The organism is Oscillatoria sp. FACHB-1406 (assembly GCF_014698145.1).
Classification (GTDB): domain Bacteria; phylum Cyanobacteriota; class Cyanobacteriia; order Cyanobacteriales; family Spirulinaceae; genus FACHB-1406.
Window position 1 is genome coordinate 14,735 of sequence record NZ_JACJSM010000015.1, and the last position, 17,695, is coordinate 32,429.

The 17,695-nt window shown below is 48.8% G+C and carries 16 protein-coding genes; 7 read left to right on the top strand and 9 right to left on the bottom strand.

Translation table 11 applies throughout. The annotated features are described in order from the left end of the window. Nucleotides 1–20 precede the first annotated feature (20 nt). Genes H6G50_RS24455 through H6G50_RS15065 form a run of 4 tightly spaced genes read right to left on the bottom strand, consistent with a single transcriptional unit; the run spans nucleotide 21 to nucleotide 4,395 of the window. Nucleotides 21–1,526, bottom strand: a complete 1,506-nt coding sequence (locus H6G50_RS24455) for a polysaccharide biosynthesis/export family protein (protein WP_190717675.1) — start codon at nucleotides 1,524–1,526, stop codon at nucleotides 21–23. Between the two features lie 14 nt (nucleotides 1,527–1,540). Continuing rightward, nucleotides 1,541–2,284 (bottom strand): cyanoexosortase B system-associated protein, encoded by a 744-nt coding sequence (locus tag H6G50_RS15055; RefSeq protein ID WP_190717677.1) that lies wholly within the window; start codon nucleotides 2,282–2,284, stop codon nucleotides 1,541–1,543. Continuing rightward, nucleotides 2,281–3,219, bottom strand: coding sequence for a cyanoexosortase B (gene crtB / locus H6G50_RS15060; protein ID WP_190717679.1), 939 nt, complete (start codon nucleotides 3,217–3,219; stop codon nucleotides 2,281–2,283). The genes H6G50_RS15055 and crtB overlap by 4 nt, the downstream gene beginning before the upstream one ends. 33 nt (nucleotides 3,220–3,252) lie before the next feature. Then, the gene (locus H6G50_RS15065; RefSeq protein WP_190717681.1) at nucleotides 3,253–4,395 is read right to left on the bottom strand and encodes a DegT/DnrJ/EryC1/StrS family aminotransferase; all 1,143 of its coding nucleotides are present in this window, start codon (nucleotides 4,393–4,395) and stop codon (nucleotides 3,253–3,255) included. 156 nt (nucleotides 4,396–4,551) lie between these two features. On the opposite strand from H6G50_RS15065, the gene H6G50_RS15070 reads away from it, so the two are divergent. Further along, nucleotides 4,552–4,914 carry a hypothetical protein gene (locus tag H6G50_RS15070; RefSeq protein WP_190717683.1) on the top strand — a complete coding sequence of 121 codons (363 nt, stop codon included), beginning with the start codon at nucleotides 4,552–4,554 and terminating at the stop codon, nucleotides 4,912–4,914. Between the two features lie 146 nt (nucleotides 4,915–5,060). Further along, a complete protein-coding gene (locus H6G50_RS15075; protein ID WP_190717685.1) occupies nucleotides 5,061–5,762 on the top strand; it encodes a hypothetical protein in 702 nt (233 codons plus the stop codon). 132 nt (nucleotides 5,763–5,894) lie between these two features. Here H6G50_RS15075 and H6G50_RS15080 read toward each other — a convergent pair whose 3' ends face one another. From H6G50_RS15080 to alaS, 3 genes are all read right to left on the bottom strand, one after another. Then, nucleotides 5,895–6,437, bottom strand: a complete 543-nt coding sequence (locus H6G50_RS15080; protein WP_190717688.1) for a hypothetical protein — start codon at nucleotides 6,435–6,437, stop codon at nucleotides 5,895–5,897. 3 nt (nucleotides 6,438–6,440) lie between these two features. Next, a complete protein-coding gene (locus tag H6G50_RS15085; protein WP_190717690.1) occupies nucleotides 6,441–7,868 on the bottom strand; it encodes an AAA family ATPase in 1,428 nt (475 codons plus the stop codon). A 63-nt stretch (nucleotides 7,869–7,931) separates the two neighbouring features. Continuing rightward, nucleotides 7,932–10,577, bottom strand: a complete 2,646-nt coding sequence (alaS, locus tag H6G50_RS15090; protein ID WP_190717693.1) for an alanine--tRNA ligase — start codon at nucleotides 10,575–10,577, stop codon at nucleotides 7,932–7,934. Between the two features lie 395 nt (nucleotides 10,578–10,972). On the opposite strand from alaS, the gene H6G50_RS15095 reads away from it, so the two are divergent. Together H6G50_RS15095 and H6G50_RS15100 are read left to right on the top strand one after the other, a co-directional pair. Beyond that, entirely contained in the window at nucleotides 10,973–11,470 is a 498-nt protein-coding gene (locus H6G50_RS15095) for a GNAT family N-acetyltransferase (RefSeq protein WP_190717694.1), read from the top strand. Nucleotides 11,471–11,512: 42 nt separating this feature from the next. Next, nucleotides 11,513–11,743 carry a hypothetical protein gene (locus H6G50_RS15100; protein ID WP_190717696.1) on the top strand — a complete coding sequence of 77 codons (231 nt, stop codon included), beginning with the start codon at nucleotides 11,513–11,515 and terminating at the stop codon, nucleotides 11,741–11,743. Nucleotides 11,744–12,126: 383 nt separating this feature from the next. On the opposite strand, the gene H6G50_RS15105 is transcribed toward H6G50_RS15100, so the two are convergent. Continuing rightward, nucleotides 12,127–13,770, bottom strand: a complete 1,644-nt coding sequence (locus H6G50_RS15105; RefSeq protein ID WP_190717698.1) for a Ppx/GppA phosphatase family protein — start codon at nucleotides 13,768–13,770, stop codon at nucleotides 12,127–12,129. Between the two features lie 241 nt (nucleotides 13,771–14,011). On the opposite strand from H6G50_RS15105, the gene H6G50_RS15110 reads away from it, so the two are divergent. Beyond that, nucleotides 14,012–14,893, top strand: a complete 882-nt coding sequence (locus H6G50_RS15110; protein WP_190717700.1) for a 4-hydroxybenzoate solanesyltransferase — start codon at nucleotides 14,012–14,014, stop codon at nucleotides 14,891–14,893. 179 nt (nucleotides 14,894–15,072) lie between these two features. Here H6G50_RS15110 and H6G50_RS15115 read toward each other — a convergent pair whose 3' ends face one another. Continuing rightward, nucleotides 15,073–15,996, bottom strand: coding sequence for a nucleoside hydrolase (locus tag H6G50_RS15115; protein ID WP_190717701.1), 924 nt, complete (start codon nucleotides 15,994–15,996; stop codon nucleotides 15,073–15,075). 296 nt (nucleotides 15,997–16,292) lie between these two features. On the opposite strand from H6G50_RS15115, the gene H6G50_RS15120 reads away from it, so the two are divergent. Both H6G50_RS15120 and H6G50_RS15125 read left to right on the top strand, forming a co-directional pair. After that, on the top strand, nucleotides 16,293–16,673 hold the full coding sequence (locus H6G50_RS15120; RefSeq protein WP_190717703.1) for a hypothetical protein: 381 nt from the start codon (nucleotides 16,293–16,295) through the stop codon (nucleotides 16,671–16,673). Nucleotides 16,674–16,764: 91 nt separating this feature from the next. Further along, nucleotides 16,765–17,688 carry a tetratricopeptide repeat protein gene (locus H6G50_RS15125; protein WP_190717705.1) on the top strand — a complete coding sequence of 308 codons (924 nt, stop codon included), beginning with the start codon at nucleotides 16,765–16,767 and terminating at the stop codon, nucleotides 17,686–17,688. The last annotated feature ends 7 nt before the right edge of the window (nucleotides 17,689–17,695 follow it).

The window sequence follows — 17,695 nt, forward strand, 5'->3', positions numbered from 1 at the left end:
GCTGTTTTTATCCGATCGCGCTAGCGTTGGTTGGGGTTACTTCTAAACAGATTAGGAATCGTATTAATCAGCGAATCGCGAATGAAATTAAATAAGTTGGTGACGCTATTAATCGGTCGAGTAATGGTTCGTAAAACATAATCAATTTTGGCAAAGGTGCTGCGCCGCACGACGAAAATATCGCCGTCTTGAAGGGGGATATCTTGAGAAATATCGCCTTCGATCGCGGAGAGCGCATTCAGGGATTGCGATACCACTTTCCCTTGTTCGGGGTCGAAGCGCAATAGCCCAATCGAGTCGAGATCGGCATTTTCAAAGCTAAGACCGAGTTGGGCGAGGGCATCGACAAAAGTGCTACCATTTCTGAGCGTTAGCGAACCGATCGCTTCGTTGGCATAGCTCAAAACGTTGATGACGATTTGCTGTTGGGCGACGGTGGAGCGCGAGACTAAGCTGCGATCGTAGTCTTGGATGCTACCCACTTCAACTTTTGCCACAAAAACCGAATCGCCATCTTGCAGGCGTAAAGGCGGCAAGCGCGTGCCGTTTTGCAACGAATCGAAGATATTCACCTGACGTTCCAGTACCGTACCATCGGCTAGCGATCGCCGCACGACGACCGTTCGCAGATCTGCCCAATCGGTACTCCCACCCGCCGCCACAATCGCTTCGTCTACTTCTGCGCCCGGTACGAGGTTATAAAATCCGGGTTTTACCACTTCCCCCATCACCGTAATCGTTGCCGGACGAGGATTAGAAAGAGTGCTGGTGACATCGGGGTTTTGGTAGAGATAGCGCTGTCCCAATAGGTAGCTAATCTTAGAACTTAACTCTTCTAGCGTTAGCCCGATCGCGGGAACTCCCCCCAAAATCGGTACGACAAAGTTTCCCTCGATATTAATTGTCCCTTGGGCGTTGAATTCGGGGAAGTTAGCCACTTGCACCGACAGGTTGTCGCCAATTCCCAGACGATAGCGACTGAAGGGGTTGTTGTAGTCGAATTGAAAATTTTGCGGTGCGGGACTGGTGGGCGGAATTGGACTTTGGGGACCAAACGTTTCTGGGGGCGGTGGATTGTTGAAATCAAAAGTCGGCGGCGGGCTGTTGGAATTAAAAACCGGCGGCGGATTATTGTTATCGAAGGTGCGCGGCGGGCTGGCGGGGGGCTGTTCGGGGATGACGGGTAGGGGGATTTGGGCGGTTTGTTGGGGGGGATGGGGGGAGGGGGTGACGGAGGGAGGGGGTGAGGGGGTGATGGGGGGATGGGGTGAGGGTGCTTCGACTTCACCCAGCGCACTGAGGACGGGGAGAGGGGGGGATGGTGCTTCGACTTCGCTCTGGACAGGCAGCGCACCGGGGAGGCTGGGAGGGGTGAAAGGCGGCGCAATGACTGCATTTTCAACTTCTTCAGCGCTAGCTGAGCTTTGAGGCTCATTGATTTCGGCAGCCAGGGAGAATTTAGCACCGGCTAAAACCGAAATACCCGCGATTAACAACAGCATTGAAGAATTGCGAACGCTTTTCATCCTTCCAGTTCTCCCTACTTCTGATTTTTCGGATTCCGCGTTGCCGCGATCGCCGTTTCGTGGACTTGTTGGGCTAAAGTTGCCATTTTGTCTCGAACCGGGGCAATTTCGGCAAGCGGCGCGATCGGCATTTGGATGCTAATCGCGATCCACGGTTGGCGATATCCGCGCAATTGCGCGCTTTGGTCGGCGGCGAACCAGGCGGCGGGGTTGGGGTTGCCGCCCTCGGGCCAAGCGTACCATTGAGCGACGGCAAAGGTAGCGCGATCGCTCCAGGCTCGGAAGAAGCGCGTTTCGATGGGAATCTTGCCTTTTTCGCTTTCTACTTCAAATTTTAACGAACTGCGAGAATCGGTTTTCCAGCGATCGAGTCCTTTAATATCCACCCAATCGATTTCGGGTTGAGCTTTAGGGTCGTTTTGCGGTCGTAGTAGCAAGATAATCGGTTTGCTGGCGGGATCGGTGTTGGCTTCGGGTTGAATTTTTTGAACGAACCATTTGTGTCCCCCGATACTCGCTTGTTCTCCCTCTAGGGTTTTCCATCCGGGAACGGAAAGTCCCGTTGTCGTCAACTGTCTGAGTTGCGCGAGGTTTTCCACGGGAAGGGGTTTTTTCCAAGTCCATTTCCCGCTTAAGTAGTGGGGAACTGCACCGATGGCGAGAATGAGTAGGAAGAGGGCGATTAGGGCAATGCGAGCGATGCGCGATCGCGTTACGGATTGAGAGGGGCGAGCGACTTCAACGGTGTTAGAACTCATGGATTTGACTCCTCGGGAGTTTCAGTCGGTTCTGCCACGGGGCTGGGTTCTGGCTGCTCTTTCATGGGTGCGGGGTTGCGATCGAAATATTTGATAACTTCGAGCAAAACAACAATTAAACCTAGCATACAAGTCGAGTAAACGTCGCCTCCCCAACCTTCATGCAGCCAAGCAAAGGCCCCTTCATTCCCCGTACCGTGGAAGTAGGTAAGCAGCGTGTTGCGAACGATATTGCCGGAAATGCTAATCGCGATCGCCCCGAGGAGCAGTAAAATCGTTTTTCGGCGCGATCGCAGCGTATCAGTCCAGTACAACAGCATTAGCGCCACGTATAAGCTAGTAAAGAGCATTTTTAGTCCCGCGCAGTAGGGCGCAACTTCTACCAGTCTTCCCCCCACGGTTAAATAAATCCCTTCGACTTGGACGGGAATCCCGAATTGGATCAAAATAAACCCCGCCATCGTTGCAATGAAGGTTTGTAGGGGCAGGGTGTAAGGCGCAAGCAGGTAGGGAATGGCGTTGGGTGTGGCTAGGAAAACCAGCAAGAGCGGAAAGGATAGAAGTTTAAAGCCTTCGATTCCTTTGAGCCAAAGACACAATCCCGCTAAAATGACGGGGAATGATAGGTTCGTCCATTCGCTTAAGCCGGTTAAGTAGAAGATTGTGCCGAGGACGAGAAGGAAGGCTCCGAGGGGATGGGCGCGATCGCGCAAGCGCTGCCATTTTTTGCGTTTCTCCCAAACAATATAAGCCGCAAGCGGCAACCCGATCAGCCCGTGACTAAAATATTCGTGTTCGATACTAATGCTTTTGTGAATCCAGCCATCCACCCAATGCAGTAACAGCGGCGCATAGAGGGCAGTTAAGAGGGCCGCGATCGCCAGATTCAAAAGATTCTGTCGTTCGAGAAACGGTAGGGAGCGTTGACTTTGCATGATTTCAGCCCGTTAAAATTCAAACTTCATAACTTATAAATTAATAATTTCCTGCAAGCACCCTGCTACAGTTTTAACCTGAGTTTCATCCAAACCTGGATACATCGGTAAAGAAATAATTTCTCGCGATAAGGTTTCGGCATTGGGGAAGTCTCCGGCTTGGTAGCCTAGGAACTGGTAAGCGGGCTGGAGATGGCAGGGAATTGGGTAATGAATGCCGGTTTGAATGCCTGCGGCGGCGAGTTTTTCTTGTAGGGTTTCTCGCGTCATCGGGCAAGCTTCGCTAACGCGCGCGACATAGAGATGGTAGACGTGGCCGCTACCGGATTCATTGCGAATCGGAGTAATCCCGCGATCGCGTAACGGTTCTAGGGCGCGATCGTACTGTTGGGCTGCGGTATTGCGCGCCTGATTCCAAGCGCTAAGGTGCGGCAATTTCACCTTGAGAATTGCTGCCTGCAACGTATCCAGACGACTATTGGTTCCGGGGTTGACATGAATGTATTTTTGTGTTGCGCCGTAATTTCGATAAGAGCGCATTGTTTTTGCAACTTGTTCGTCATGGGTAACGAGTGCGCCGCCATCCCCAAAAGCGCCGAGATTCTTACTCGGATAGAAGCTAAAGGCACTCGCTAACCCAATCGAACCAGCGAGGTATCCTTCGCGTTTAGCGAGGTGCGCTTGAGCGGAATCTTCAAACACGATAAGATTGTGGTTGCTGGCAAAATCTAGGAGTTGTGCGGGCGAAACCATTTGTCCGTAAAGATGCACCGGCAGTATCGCTTTGGTTTGCGCCGTTACAACCTTCGCCGCTGCTTCGAGATCGATAAGTGCCGTATCGAGGTGGCAGTCTACTAAAACGGGGGTTGCCTTAGCTTTGAGAACGCCGATAACGGTTGCGATAAAGGTATTGGTGGGGACGATAACCTCATCGCCCTCGCCAATGCCGCACGCTTGCAATCCTAGCGCGATCGCGTCCGTTCCGGAAGCCACCCCAACCCCATAACGAACGCCGCACGCCAACGCAAACGCTCGCTCGAAATCGGCGAGTTCTTCCCCTAACACGAAATTTCCTTGATGGAGAATGGCGCGAACCGCTGCTTCAATTTGAGCTTGAATCGGTTCGTGCTGGAAAGAAAGATCGACAAACGGGATGTGTATAGAACTTGAGGTCATGAGCGATCGCAAAATGAAAATAATGGAGGTAGCCTGGAGACAAAACTGCCTGTTCCTAGTTTATGCCCGATTTTTGGCTGGCTGTCGTCACTCTTAACAATTGCGAGTCACAATAAAAAGAAATATTAGTTGAGCTTAGCTAGCGCGATCGCTGTTATGAAAAAAATTTTTCGTCCCCTATTACAAACCTTTTGCCTGCTTGGACTCCTCAACACAGCCACTCCTCCCGCCTCCGCCCAAATCCAGCAACCGACTCTCGGTGTCATCCCTTCCCAAAAAACCTCGACCGGCTTCGATTCCGACCCACTTCTGTGCGATACTTCCTTTGCACGGGGTTGGTTCTACTGGTATATGGATGCCTTGGGTCAATGTTACATTGTTCCGATGTCCAACCCAGAAGAAGCCGCTCGCCGAGCCGATGAGTTAATCTCTAATTCCTTTTACGTCGTTGTCACTGGCTACGGATTGAGAGATTCCAGCGGCGTTCCTGTAAAAAACAATCCGTTATCGCGTCAATAGCAGACGTTATAAATTCTCGATCGCTCGCTAAGATAGAAGATAAGTCGCGACAACGAGACATAAGAGCCATGTACGACGAAACTACGCTCGAAATTGAGAATGGGCAAATGAAGAAAAGCGCGATCGATCTCGATTGTGCGAAGCTCTTGCTCGAGCAGGCGATCGAACCTAACTCCTTAACCGATGAAATCGACGAGTTTTTTAGAGAAGTTGCTGCACTAAAAGGGCAGAATGTCCGCGATACTGTGGAAGAGATGAGGGTGGGAACCCAAAAATATCTCGATGCAGTTAATACACCTATAGACTACAAAAATGAATTGCCAGAAAATATTCCTTTGTATGTCTCTAAGATAGAGAATATTGCTGAAGGTATTGAATCCTGCTGGGATATTTTCTCTCCAGAGACTCAAACTTTTTTTATTTTACTGTCTCACTATTACTATCGTGCTAGGGAAAGCAATTTTAAGGGTTTGTCTGGATTGACGCTTAAGCTAAAATTGCTGTTACCTTCAATTCGAGTGCGATCGGATTTATATCATCAGTATCGGAACTCTTTTATTTTGATTCCGCAAGCTGTGGAAAAGTCACTAAAGTTAAGAGATAAAAAAGGGACTTCCAAACTTGCGGAAAGAGCAGCAACTTTATCTCAAAAAATTAAGATTAATTTGCAGCCCAATTCAACACTAGATTTTGAGTTTGATTTTAAGGGCGAACCCGAATCAATCATCTTATCCCCTGTAGATTGGGAAATTGTGACTTCCGCTCTTGAAGATTCAGCTGAGCCTAGCGAGCGGTTAAAAGAAGCTATGAAGAAATATTTACAACAGTATAATCCCGAGAGTGCATGAGATGGATTTTCTGTCCGATTGACGACCCCAGAGCAATTCGAGAGCAATTTAACTGCGGTGTAACTGATTTAGATGATTACCTGAAGAAGTTGGCTAAACAGAATCATAAGATAGCTGCTTAAACTATAAAATTTATTCCAAAACGAGAGAATCTTTGATTTTCGCGATCGCGGCTTTCCCAACCCCGCACTTCTCTTTAGCAAGAAAAGACAAGCTTTTAATTTTCGTTTTCTCTCGTTGTACGACAATGGCTTTAGCAGCCTTTTTAGGATTAATCGCTTTCAATCCCGCTTTTTGAACCTTCAAATATTCCAAGACTTCCGCAATCTCTTTCTCTAAAGCAGTCAGGATCGGAACTCTCACGATGTCGCCCGCTTCAACTCGGACGAGATCGAGCATTTCCGGTTTGATAACAATACACCAAACAAAATCGAGTTTTGCTTGTTTCGCAGCTTGCAAAATTTGAATATTTTGCACCGCTTCATATTTATCCTCGCTTAACACTTGAACCATGACTGGGAGAATATTTTTACCCGTTTCCTTCAGTTGTTTTGCAATGTTATTAACAATAACCGGATGAGCATCTGATTTTCCCTTCACGGACTTACAAGGAATTCTTAAAACTCGTCCAATCTCAACATCAAGAATTGAATTTTCATCTTCAAAAAGTGCCATAATTCAATCATCCAAAAAGTGGTGTTGTAAGAAAATTTCCTCAACTAGCTTATGATATAGCTTAGTGATGGGTGAGTTTTGCCAACAGATAACAGGAGCATTTTTATATTCAGCTAGCTTGGTTTGAGCATAAATTGCCAAACGAGTTTTACACTGTTTCCCAATAAAATTCTTTTTTTGAAGCTCTTTTTGAATACATCGTTCTAGTTGAGAAGTTGGGGTTACTCCAGTAGGACAGTTGCTAAATACTAATCCAAGATTCCAAGGGCCAATATAGAGCTTATCTTGCTGTTCTCGCTTATCTCTAACTGTTTTAGCATCCATTTGATATAAATCTGCGGCATGATGTAACGTTTTTCTACTGTAATCTGATGGAATCAGGAGCGTATCGCAGCCAAACAACATCATAACCATTAGATCGTCTCGTGCGGGAGAAACATCTATAAAAATGTAATCATAATCTTTTGCAAGTATATCTAGCATCTTTTTTAGAATTTTAACTTTATCTCTTTGAGAAAAGTTGGTCTTATCATCTCTAATGTTAACTAAAGTATCTTGTTCTCCGGCTAGAATATCGAGAGAAAATGACTTTTTATCGATAGTCGGAAAAGAACGAGATCCGATGCAATGTTTGAGAATAGCACGTGCGTTAGTTGTTTTCCCTGCCTGAAGATCGGTAAAACATTGATATAAACAGTCTTTATGATCTTTAGAATGAATTTGAAACGAGCGCGTTAAGTCCGTTTGAGTATCGAGATCGATCAAAAGAACTTTTTTTCCCGCTAATGCTAATACTGCACCTAAATTCAAGGTATTCGTTGTCTTAGCTACTCCCCCTTTCCGGTTCCAAATAGCAGTAATTAATGCTCTCTTGGGCGCGTTAAAGCAGTGTTCGAGTTGCTGCATTAACTTTGGTATACTGTTTGCTGTCATTCGTTGCAGGGGTGTGAGCGGCAGCACTAAACCATCAACGCGCCTCCAGAGTTGAAAGAAATCGCCATTGATAACTAAACCGTAGGAAGCGAGGCGATTTGGGTGGATATTTGAGTTACTCTTATTCAGATATTGACAAATTCCATTATTGTTATTGGAACCATCGCGATAACCAACCGCTAATCGATACAAGGAATTCGGTTGATGGCATAACTTCAGAAAATCCTCATCGGAAGCAGCATTTGCTAAAGCTGCAATTCGTTTTTTGACTTCAACAACTAAAACCGGCGGTTGAGTTGGATCAGTGAAAATCAGATGGTCGGCTTTTAACCCAGACCCAGTTCCCAAACTAACATTCGATTTTACGAGACCTGTTGAGTAACCGAGTGCCTCAAACATAGGCTGTACTAAGTGAAGTTCTATGCCTTGCTCTGAATAATCCAGAGGAATTTGCTTCCACCGATGGACAATCTTTTGATAACGAGCGGGAATAGCCATAAATAAAATGTGGTAGAAGAAAAATCAAAAAGAAAGGGCAAGCTTTCTGCCTGCCCTCTAATGTTACTTCAATCCTTCCCTTAACTGCCCCTTAGCAAACTCCAAAGCTTCGGGTAACTTACTCGCATCGCGTCCCCCCGCTTGGGCTAAGTTCGGTCGTCCGCCGCCGCCGCCGCCGCATAGTTTGGCGATTTCACCGATAAATTTTCCGGCTTGTAGCTTCTTATCTTTATTCACTTTCGGACTGAAAGCTGCGACTAAACTTACCTTCCCAGCTTCGGGAACGGAGGCGAGAACAACGGCGCTTTCACCCAATTTTTGCTGCAACCGTTCGGCAGCAGTTTTCAAACTTTCGGGATCTGCGCCTTCCATTTGCGCGACTAAAAGTTTATAGTCACCGATGCTTTCTGCTGCTTCTAACAACCGTTCGGACTGACTCAATGCCAGTTGTTTTTTTACCTCTTCTAGTTCCTTCTGCGTTGCTTTTAATTCGGCTTGCAATTTATTAACGCGTTCGGTAACTTCTTCCGGTTGGACTTTGAAGCGATCGCTCAATTCCCGGACGACTTTATCGCGCACGTTGAGGTAATCTAAGATCGCAGGCCCCGCAACGGCTTCGATACGCCGCACGCCCGACGATATCCCCGCTTCGGAGATAATCTTAAACGCGCCAATTTCTGCCGTATTCTCCACGTGAGTGCCGCCGCATAGTTCCATCGATACGCCGGGGAAGTCAATCACGCGCACTTCGCTGCCGTACTTTTCGCCGAACATCGCGATCGCGCCCTTGGTTTTTGCCTCTTCAATCGGCATAATATTAACCTCGGCGGCGTGCGACTCGGAAATCCAAGCGTTCACCAACTCTTCGATCTGCTGCAATTCGTCGGCTGTCACCGGACGCGGTAAATTAAAGTCAAACCGCAAGCGATCGAACGCGACTAAGGAACCCGCCTGCGAGACGGACTCATCGACAATCTTCTTCAAAGCGGCTTGTAACAGGTGCGTTGCGGTATGATTGGCTTGCAAGCGACGACGACAAGCGCGATCGATTTGGGCGGTGACGACATCGCCGATTTGCAAGCTGCCGCGATCGATGCGTCCTTCGTGAATGAACAGATTTGAGGCTTTTTGTACGTCCTCAATGCGAATCAGTAGGTTATCGCCGCTTAAGTAGCCTTTATCGCCGATTTGTCCGCCGGATTCTGCATAGAATGGCGTTTTATCGAGGATAACGCGCACTTCCGTTCCGGCTTCTGCGGCTTCTACCATCTGCCCATCGACGACAATAGCAGTAATCGTCGCGATCGCGTGCGGATCGCTGTAACCGAGGAATTCCGTCCCTTGCAAGTCTGTCGAAACGCCGTCGAAGTCTTCGCCGTCGGTCAGATCGATGATTCTATAGGCTTTACGGCCGCGATCGCGTTGTTTTTCCATTTCTGCTTCAAAACCGGCGCGATCGACCGTTAAGCCCTGTTCTTCGGCGATTTCTTCAGTCAGTTCAAACGGAAAACCATAGGTATCAAATAATTTAAACGCATCCGACCCAGAAATTTCGGTTTGATGCAAATTGGCGGCTTGTCCGACGATCTCAGCTAACAGTTTCTCGCCTCGTTCTAACGTCTTGGTAAACTGCACTTCTTCCCGCTGCAATTCTTCCTTAATTTGCTCGGATTTTTCGCGCACGATCGGGTAAACGGCTTCTGAGAGTTGAATCGCGGTTTCTGCTACCTTCGCGATGAACTCGCCTTCAATCCCAATTAAACGGCCATGACGAACCACGCGCCGAATCAAACGCCGTAAAATATAACCGCGCCCTAAATTAGAAGCCCTCACGCCATCAGCAATTAAATGCACGACCGCCCGAACGTGATCCCCGATCACTTTTAAGGAAACTTGGGTCTTATCGTCGGCTTTGCTGTAATCAATTCCAGCAATTTCTGCGGCAGTTTTAATAATCGGAAAAATGAAATCGGTTTCGTAGTTATTGGGGACGTTTTGGAGGATTTGCGCCATGCGTTCCAATCCCATCCCGGTATCGATATTTTGGTTTTGCAACGGCGTTAAGTTGCCATCGATATCGCGGTTATATTGCATGAATACCAAGTTATAAAACTCGATAAACCGCGTATCGTCTTCGAGATCGATTTCTTTATCGCCTTTTTCGGGATGAAAATCGTAGTAAATCTCGGAACAAGGGCCACAAGGGCCGGTTGGGCCGGATACCCAAAAGTTATCGTCCGCACCCATGCGTTGAATGCGATGTTCGGCGATGCCAATTTTGTCGCGCCAAATGGCAAAGGCTTCGTCATCTTCTTCGTAAACGCTGGGGACGAGACGTTCTGGGGGCAAACCAAAGACTTCGGTGGACAGTTCCCACGCCCACGCGATCGCTTGTTCTTTAAAATAGTCCCCAAAGCTAAAGTTGCCCAACATCTCGAAAAAGGTGTGGTGGCGCGCCGTGCGTCCGACATTTTCAATATCGTTGGTACGGATGCACTTCTGCGAGGTGGTGGCGCGGGGGGTAGGGGCAGGTTTTTGCCCGAGGAAGATCGGTTTAAAGGGTAACATCCCCGCGATCGTTAATAAAACGGTGGGATCTTCCGGGACGAGGGAAGCACTGGGGAGAATTTTGTGCTGCCGTTCGGCGTAGAAATTTAAGAATTTATCGCGAATTTCGCTGCCGCTTAAGTATTGGAGAGAGTAAGTCATAATTCGTTCGTTGTATATCGTATCGGGCATTCGTTCTATTGTAGACTACCTGTCATCACATTTACTGGCTTCGCACCCATAATCTAAGTTTCCGGATTGGTTTGCTAGGTTAGCGATCGCGGGGCTTCTTCCAGAGATCGTAAAGACTAGAAAAAAGGCTTTATCGTTCCTCATTTAACTCTGAAGATCGGTTTTTAGAATACGGATTTTCCGGCTCACGATCTTTGCTGGATATAATTAATCTTGTCAGCTTGAAGCAGGTTAAATCCAAGCTGTATAATTCTCTAAAAAGTGGGGAGTAAGCATTTTCAACGATTATCCGATCGCGGTGTGAAGAGTTCGGGCTAGATTTCTCGGTTGTTTATCGATCCAATAAAAACGACAATAGAGAGAGTATGAATATAGAAATTTTTCCTTGTTCTATTCATCATCTTGAAACGCTGATTGAGGGTAAAAAAGCTTTTCAAGCGGCTTATCATCTGGACGCGATTGAAGGGTATATGCCATTTGAAGGCGCACTTGAGTATATTCTAAAGCAGATGAAAGATTCGCAAATTTGGCATCCTTGGTTGCCCTACTTGTTTGTCTTTTCTCCCGATCGCGCTTTAGTTGGGCTGGGCGGCTTTAAGTCAGTTCCCGATCCTCAACGAAGCGTTGAAATTGGCTATTCAATCGCTCCTTCTTATCAAGGTAGAGGTTTCGCCACATCGGCAGCAAAAAAACTGATTGAGATAGCCTTTGAATCGCAGCTTGTCGATCGCGTTTTTGCGCATACGCTAGCCGAACCCAATGCTTCAACGCGAGTTTTAGAGAAGTGCGGAATGACGCAAGTTGCAGAAGCTTTTGAGCCTGATATCGGGAAGGTTTGGCGGTGGGAAATCGAGCGAGTTTAAGTTGGAATTCGGCAATCATTAAATCTGAAGAGATTAAACTCAATGGCAACCAGCACTATTGCGAATTTAGTAGAACTGCTCGAAACTTTGCCGCCAGAACTTCAGGAACGAACGGTAGAACATTTGCGGGAATATATTGCCAATCTGCAAGATGAAGCGCGGTGGGATGCGTCGTTTAGTCGAACGGAAACTGCTTTGATTGCGGCAGCAAAACGGGCGAAACAAGAACGGGCTGCGGGAAAAGCAACTGCAATGGATTACGATCGGTTATGAAATCGGAAGTTCTTCCCTCTTTCTGGGTTGAGTATCGAAAACCTAGTTTTGGATTGGCAGTCACGACGATTATGAAAGGTTTTTCGGCTAGTGGTTTGTCAAAATTTATTTAAAGTAGGAGAAAGGAATGCGACGATCGCGACAGCAGAACTTTCAGCCCGCGCGATCGCGAATTTGTCCCTAAAGATATCGGGCGAAAACAATTCAGCACGCCAGCGCACGCCAGGAAATAGGGGTTAGCCCCCCCATCCTGCTTTGTCGCTTAGAGCTTATCCTAATGAAGAGTTTGTTAAAAAAAATCCCCAGCTGGCGCTAGGGATTGTTTAGGGTGCATCTACTCTTTATTACAGTTCGCAGTTATTCCCTCTGATTCGGGAAAGTTTTTAAAATCCTTCTAATTTCGCAGTCACTTTCAGATCGAACTCCTCCTCAAATACGTCTTTTTTGTAGTTCAAGTTCCACAACTCCAATTCGCAGGTATCGTCCGGGTAAGTGGGAGTGAGGTGTAGAATGAGTTCGCGCTCTTGAGGAGCGTACTCGCATTTAACCCGGGAGATTGCACCGATTTGTCGCCGGTCGAGGGCGACAGCAAGCCGTAAAATCGCACTAACTTGAGAGACGAGGAGGCGGCGATCCTTACTGGGCAGGTTGCAGAAGTTCGGATGTCGTTTCTTGGGTTTGCTCTTGCGATGGTAGCGGGCGATATTGGCGATGAGTTCGAGTTCGAGTTCGCTAAAGCCGAGCAATTCGGCATTGCGAATCAGATAATAGGAGTGTTTGTGATGGGCGGTGTGGGAGATATAAACCCCGCAGTTATGCAGGAGTGCAGCAGTCCAGAGTAATTCGCGTTCCGTTGCGCCCCAATGATGAAGCAACCCTTGAGTTTGGTCGAACAGACTCAGGGCAAAATTGGCGATGCGATCGCTGTGTTCCAAATCAACGTGATATTTGCGCGCGATTTTAATGGCATTGCGTTCCCGGACTTCGCTTTGGTAGCGTAGTCTGTCTTCAATTAAGCCGTGGGCTAGCATCCAATCGACTAAAACGCCTTCACGCAGGGCGCGCTCGCACACTTGTACGGATTCGACACCGAGCATTGTCATCGCTTCCCAGAGAACAACCGCCCCAGCAACGATGATTTCCGCTCGTCTAGCATCCATCCCTGGAATTTTAACCCGTTCTTCGTAGGATAAAGCAGCTAATTGCTGCACGATCGCGTCGAGATCGCTGAGGGCGAGGCTGTAACCTTGAAGGGAATTGGGTTCGCAGCCCGATTTCGCGATCGCATCGAGAGTGGCGAGGGTTTTAATCGTTCCGGAAGTACCAATTCCTCGCAGGTACTCGCTAGGTTGCAACTGGGCGCGCAACTCCTCAATCGGGCGCTCGAGCATTCCCCGCACGTAAGCTTGCAAGTAGCCAAACTCTTGGGGATTAATCGGATCGCTATGGACGAAATCTTGGGTCAGCCGTACTGCACCGATCTTAGAACTGCTTAAAAAGCGGGGTTGGTGACTGTCGGCGAGAACCAACTCCGTCGAACCGCCGCCAATGTCGATAATGACGTGGGGCTGGTTCTGGAAATCCATACAAGATAAAACGCCGAGATAGATGCGCCGCGCTTCCTCTTGTCCGGAGATGAGATTGACTTCTAAACCCAGTTGTTCGGCAATTTCGAGCAGAAAATCTTGACCGTTGGGCGCTTCCCGCATCGCGCTGGTGGCGACGGCGATTGTTTGTTTGACCTTGAAACTGGCGGCTAAATCCTGGCAGCGTCGCAGAGTTGCGATCGCGCGTTGCATCGCTTCTGGGGTTAAGCATTTGGTTTTGGGGTCGCGATCGCCCAATCGTACCGTATCCTTTTCCCGAGCGATAATACTAAAAGCAGGCAAGCTCGGTTCAATACGCGCGATCGCCATATGAATCGAGTTTGTTCCGATATCGATAGCCGCCAAGTTGAAGTCTTCCGAAAGCTCGGAGATGTTGGCACGTAAGGGTTTCGTGTTTTGCTGAATCATGGAATTAACCATCGGCTCTAATCTCTCCCAACTTGATTTTCCCACCCTCGCGGCGCTACTCCCTCGAGCGAGACAAGATTTCGGCGTAAAGCTGCAAGGGGAAAAGCCCTACACATAATACAGTTTTTTGTCAAGGCGCGTTCTAGACTGGCTCTCCAGCCCTAATTGAAGCGATAATTTGAGTTGACAGGCGCGAAAAGACTTCAGTTTTCCGATTCCCGCCTGCTGTTTGCTGTTTACCGAACTTACGCTCGTGCAATCCCTCAATTCCTCCGAACCGACTTGGTTAACCGTCCTGCGATTGCTGCGCTGGGATAAGCCCGCCGGACGCTTGATCCTCATGATTCCAGCGCTGTGGGCTGTCTTTTTAGCCGCGCAAGGTCAGCCCCCACTCCCCCTCGTCGGTACGATCGTTTTGGGGAGTTTAGCCACCAGTGCGGCGGGCTGCGTTGTTAACGATCTCTGGGATCGCGATCTCGATCCGGAAGTGGAAAGAACCAAAAATCGTCCTCTGGCTTCCCGCGCGCTGTCGGTCACGACGGGGATTGTCGTCGCGATCGCGTCCCTCGCCTGCGCCGCCGTTCTCGCACTCTATCTCAATCCGCTCAGCTTTTGGCTATGCGTCGCTGCCGTCCCCATTATCATCGCCTATCCCCTCGCCAAGCGCTTTTTTCCCGTCCCCCAACTGGTTCTCTCCCTCGCTTGGGGGTTCGCCGTTCTGATTAGTTGGACGGCCGTCACCCGTCACCTCGAACCCGCAACTTGGCTGCTGTGGGGGGCTGTCGTTCTCTGGACGCTTGGTTTCGATACCGTCTACGCCATGTCCGATCGCGAGGACGACCGGCGCATCGGCATTAACTCCAGTGCGTTGTTTTTCGGGCAATACGCCCCCCTCGCCGTTGGAGGCTTTTTTGCGGGAACGGCTGTCCTTTTAGCCGTTCTGGGGATGAATTTACACCTCTCAGCGCTTTTTTGGCTAACGTGGGGGGTTGCTTTGGGGGTCTGGCTGTGGCACACCGTGCAACTCAACCGCGAAACCGTCCCGCATCCCCTCTACGCCGCCGTTTTCCGCCAGAATGTCGTCATTGGTTTTATTCTCCTCGCGGGCATGATTTTGGGGTCGCTTCTCCCCTAAACTCCACGATTCCGAATTACGAATTCCAAATTACGTCTGATGTGCATTATCCAAAAGTCTTGATTTCCCTCACCCCCAGCCCCTCTCCCAATCGGTGGGAGAGGGGAGAAAGAACAGTAAGAGCGATCTTTCTGGCTTCTAATTCACATTAGGCGTAAATTACGAATTACGAATTAACCCTACCTTGCCCATTGCTCGAGCAGATAATCGTAAAAAGCTTCGCGATCGACCGATCGCACCACTCGCACCGGACGGCCGCCGGGACGCACTTTCACTTGTCCCTGACTGCGCCCTGCGGTGACGATTTCGGTTTCGTATTCTTCGAGGCGGTAGAGTTCGGGACGAGCGAGGTAGGCAGTGGCTAAAACGTCCCAGCAGTAATAGTTTTGGGGCAGAGCGAGGGCGTAGCACAATCCAGCGAGTTCTGAAATCGGATGGTGGCGCTGTTTGGCAAGTTTGTGGATAAACTCCGAGGTGACGGGAACGGTGTTGGTGATGTCAAGCGGGCAAATAAAGATGGGAATTTGCGTTTTCCAGACGCGATCGACAGCCAGCGGATCCCAGAACGCATTCCATTCTGCCGAACCATCGTGTTCCGGGGCAAAATTTTTTTCGACATTGCCTGGAACCTCAAGCGCGCCCCCCATCCAAACCAATCGCTCGATCTTGGGTTCGATGTGCGGTGCTACCGCGATCGCCTCAGCAAGAGTCGTCAGCGGCCCCGTTACGATTAAACTGACGGGTTCGCTACTTTCCTCCAAAACTTTAACCATGAATTTCGCACCCGACAGGCGAGCTAAAGGCGTTTCAATCGTCTCCTGTTGATTGAGAATGGGAAAATGATCGATGGTGATGCAATCGCGTCGATAAACGGACGGAAAGGGATTGATACCCCGTACCCGACTTTCGACGACAGGAATATCCGTGCGCTGCATCAAATCGAGAATTTTTCGAGTGACCTGAAGAGCGGATTCGATGTAGCAGTCCGCTGGCGTAACGATTACGCCCAGCGGTTGGAACTGTTCCATTGTCATCAGCAGGATGGTCGCCAGAAAATCATCAATCGCTCCATCTTGATCCATTAAGACTAATTTTTTGGACATAGATCTTCCCCAATGTTTGAAGGCTAGACAAACGGGCAGAACGCCCGAGGGTATCTGCAAAACAGAGCGCGTCAATATCCTGACGCTCTCCCATTACTATTCTTAAAATTCCCGACTCTACTGTTGCGATTTTAGTGTTCGGTCGGGGAACAGTGACATCTTATTTTTATTTTACAAAATAAAATTAGGTCGTAGGATGATAGCAGCTTAGAAAACTTTAGAAAACTTATTTCTGAGGAAGTGTGCCAAAATTCAACAGCAGCCGTTAAATTAAAGTATTCAAATCCTCCCGAACTATGTCGATTGAATTTTTACCGTTTCAATGCCAGATCGATACCGTTATCATCGCAGGCGCTTGTCTGTGGTCGCTGGCGCTGTACCTCGGTTTGGCATCAGTCCGGGAGCTTATAACGGGCTGGCTCGATCGCTGGTTTAACTTTGCCGAACGCTCGCTGTATACTTCCGTGCAAGAATTTGAACGGACGCGAGCGGCTCGGGAAGCTCAAAATGCTTTCTACGCTTCGCTGCTAAGTATCATTCCTTTTTTGGGGGCGGGGGCGCTCTGCAATTGGGGTTTGGAAGCGAGTTTAGGTCGCAGTTGGTCGGTGAGCGTTGGCATTTTAGCCTGCGTGAGTTGTGGATTGTATGAATTAGGACGGCGGCAAGGGGAATTATAAAGTTAACTCAAACTTAGCGAATTCTAAAGTTCTATGGAGTATCCTTCGCTGCGTTCTCTTTTCCTAATTATCTTGAGGGTGCTAAGTTGCTATGATTGCTGATAAAAAAATTTGGGATTGCTTATCTTTTACCGATACCGACAACCGACAATTGAGTAAAGTGGCAACAGCAGTCGAGATTGCTTTGCTAGAAGGCGAGGATTTAGATGCTACGATCCATAAAGCTCATACGCTTTGGAAACAAGGAGAGCGCGACAAGGCGATTGCCCTATTCAATCAAGCGGCTGCGATCGATGCCAATTACGTGCAAAAATGGCTCGACGGTGCGAAAGAAAGGTATCTGAATTTGTTGCAGCACGCTGCTTCGATCCGCACTTATAACCGTACTTTAGATACGGCTCCCGCGCGCGTTAAAACTTGGTCTCGCCTGCAAACAGGAATGCTTTCTTCCCTCGAACAGTGGGAGCAAGCGCTTACCTCCTACGACCAGTTACTCGAAGTGCAACCGAACAATCATTTAGCTTGGTATTATCGCGGCGATGCGCTGCTGGAACTGCAACGAGATGATGAGGCAGTTGCGGCGTTTAAACGAGCCGTCGAAAACGAGCCGCGAGCCAAGGGAGGATGGTTGATGCGCGTTCGCAAGCTAATCCGCAGCCAGCACTTCAAAGAAGCGATCGCGCTGTGCGGTTACGTTTGCGTCTCCCTAAAAGCCAAAGCTTCTCCCAGCGACGCTCTCAGTTCGTCAGTGCGGCAAGAATTTCACGACAGTTGGAAGCAATTAGGGGCTTATTTCGATCGCCTGGAAGGTTCTTCCGAAGCCGAAAAAGCCTATCAACGCGCGATCGCTTTCAAAGCCGACGAAATCGAAACCTGGCTGCTGCGAGCCGAAGCTTGCGAAACCCTGCAACGCTACGCAGAAGCGATCGATTGTTACGATCGCATCTTAGCGCTTGACTCGGAGAATGTCGCGGCGCAAACCGCTCGCCAAAAGCTCCAATCGCCGCTATTGTAACCGTTCA

What these genes read in the sequence shown, in the direction of transcription:
- crtB (WP_190717679.1), bottom strand. Translation starts at nt 3,219, where the DNA reads ATGCAAAGTCAACGCTCCCTACCGTTTCTCGAACGACAGAATCTTTTG.
- H6G50_RS15080 (WP_190717688.1), bottom strand. Translation starts at nt 6,437, where the DNA reads ATGGCACTTTTTGAAGATGAAAATTCAATTCTTGATGTTGAGATTGGA.
- H6G50_RS15095 (WP_190717694.1), top strand. Translation starts at nt 10,973, where the DNA reads ATGAATATAGAAATTTTTCCTTGTTCTATTCATCATCTTGAAACGCTG.
- H6G50_RS15115 (WP_190717701.1), bottom strand. Translation starts at nt 15,996, where the DNA reads ATGTCCAAAAAATTAGTCTTAATGGATCAAGATGGAGCGATTGATGAT.
- H6G50_RS15065 (WP_190717681.1), bottom strand. Translation starts at nt 4,395, where the DNA reads ATGACCTCAAGTTCTATACACATCCCGTTTGTCGATCTTTCTTTCCAG.
- alaS (WP_190717693.1), bottom strand. Translation starts at nt 10,577, where the DNA reads ATGACTTACTCTCTCCAATACTTAAGCGGCAGCGAAATTCGCGATAAA.
- H6G50_RS15120 (WP_190717703.1), top strand. Translation starts at nt 16,293, where the DNA reads ATGTCGATTGAATTTTTACCGTTTCAATGCCAGATCGATACCGTTATC.
- H6G50_RS24455 (WP_190717675.1), bottom strand. Translation starts at nt 1,526, where the DNA reads ATGAAAAGCGTTCGCAATTCTTCAATGCTGTTGTTAATCGCGGGTATT.
- H6G50_RS15070 (WP_190717683.1), top strand. Translation starts at nt 4,552, where the DNA reads ATGAAAAAAATTTTTCGTCCCCTATTACAAACCTTTTGCCTGCTTGGA.
- H6G50_RS15085 (WP_190717690.1), bottom strand. Translation starts at nt 7,868, where the DNA reads ATGGCTATTCCCGCTCGTTATCAAAAGATTGTCCATCGGTGGAAGCAA.
- H6G50_RS15055 (WP_190717677.1), bottom strand. Translation starts at nt 2,284, where the DNA reads ATGAGTTCTAACACCGTTGAAGTCGCTCGCCCCTCTCAATCCGTAACG.
- H6G50_RS15125 (WP_190717705.1), top strand. Translation starts at nt 16,765, where the DNA reads ATGATTGCTGATAAAAAAATTTGGGATTGCTTATCTTTTACCGATACC.
- H6G50_RS15105 (WP_190717698.1), bottom strand. Translation starts at nt 13,770, where the DNA reads ATGGTTAATTCCATGATTCAGCAAAACACGAAACCCTTACGTGCCAAC.
- H6G50_RS15100 (WP_190717696.1), top strand. Translation starts at nt 11,513, where the DNA reads ATGGCAACCAGCACTATTGCGAATTTAGTAGAACTGCTCGAAACTTTG.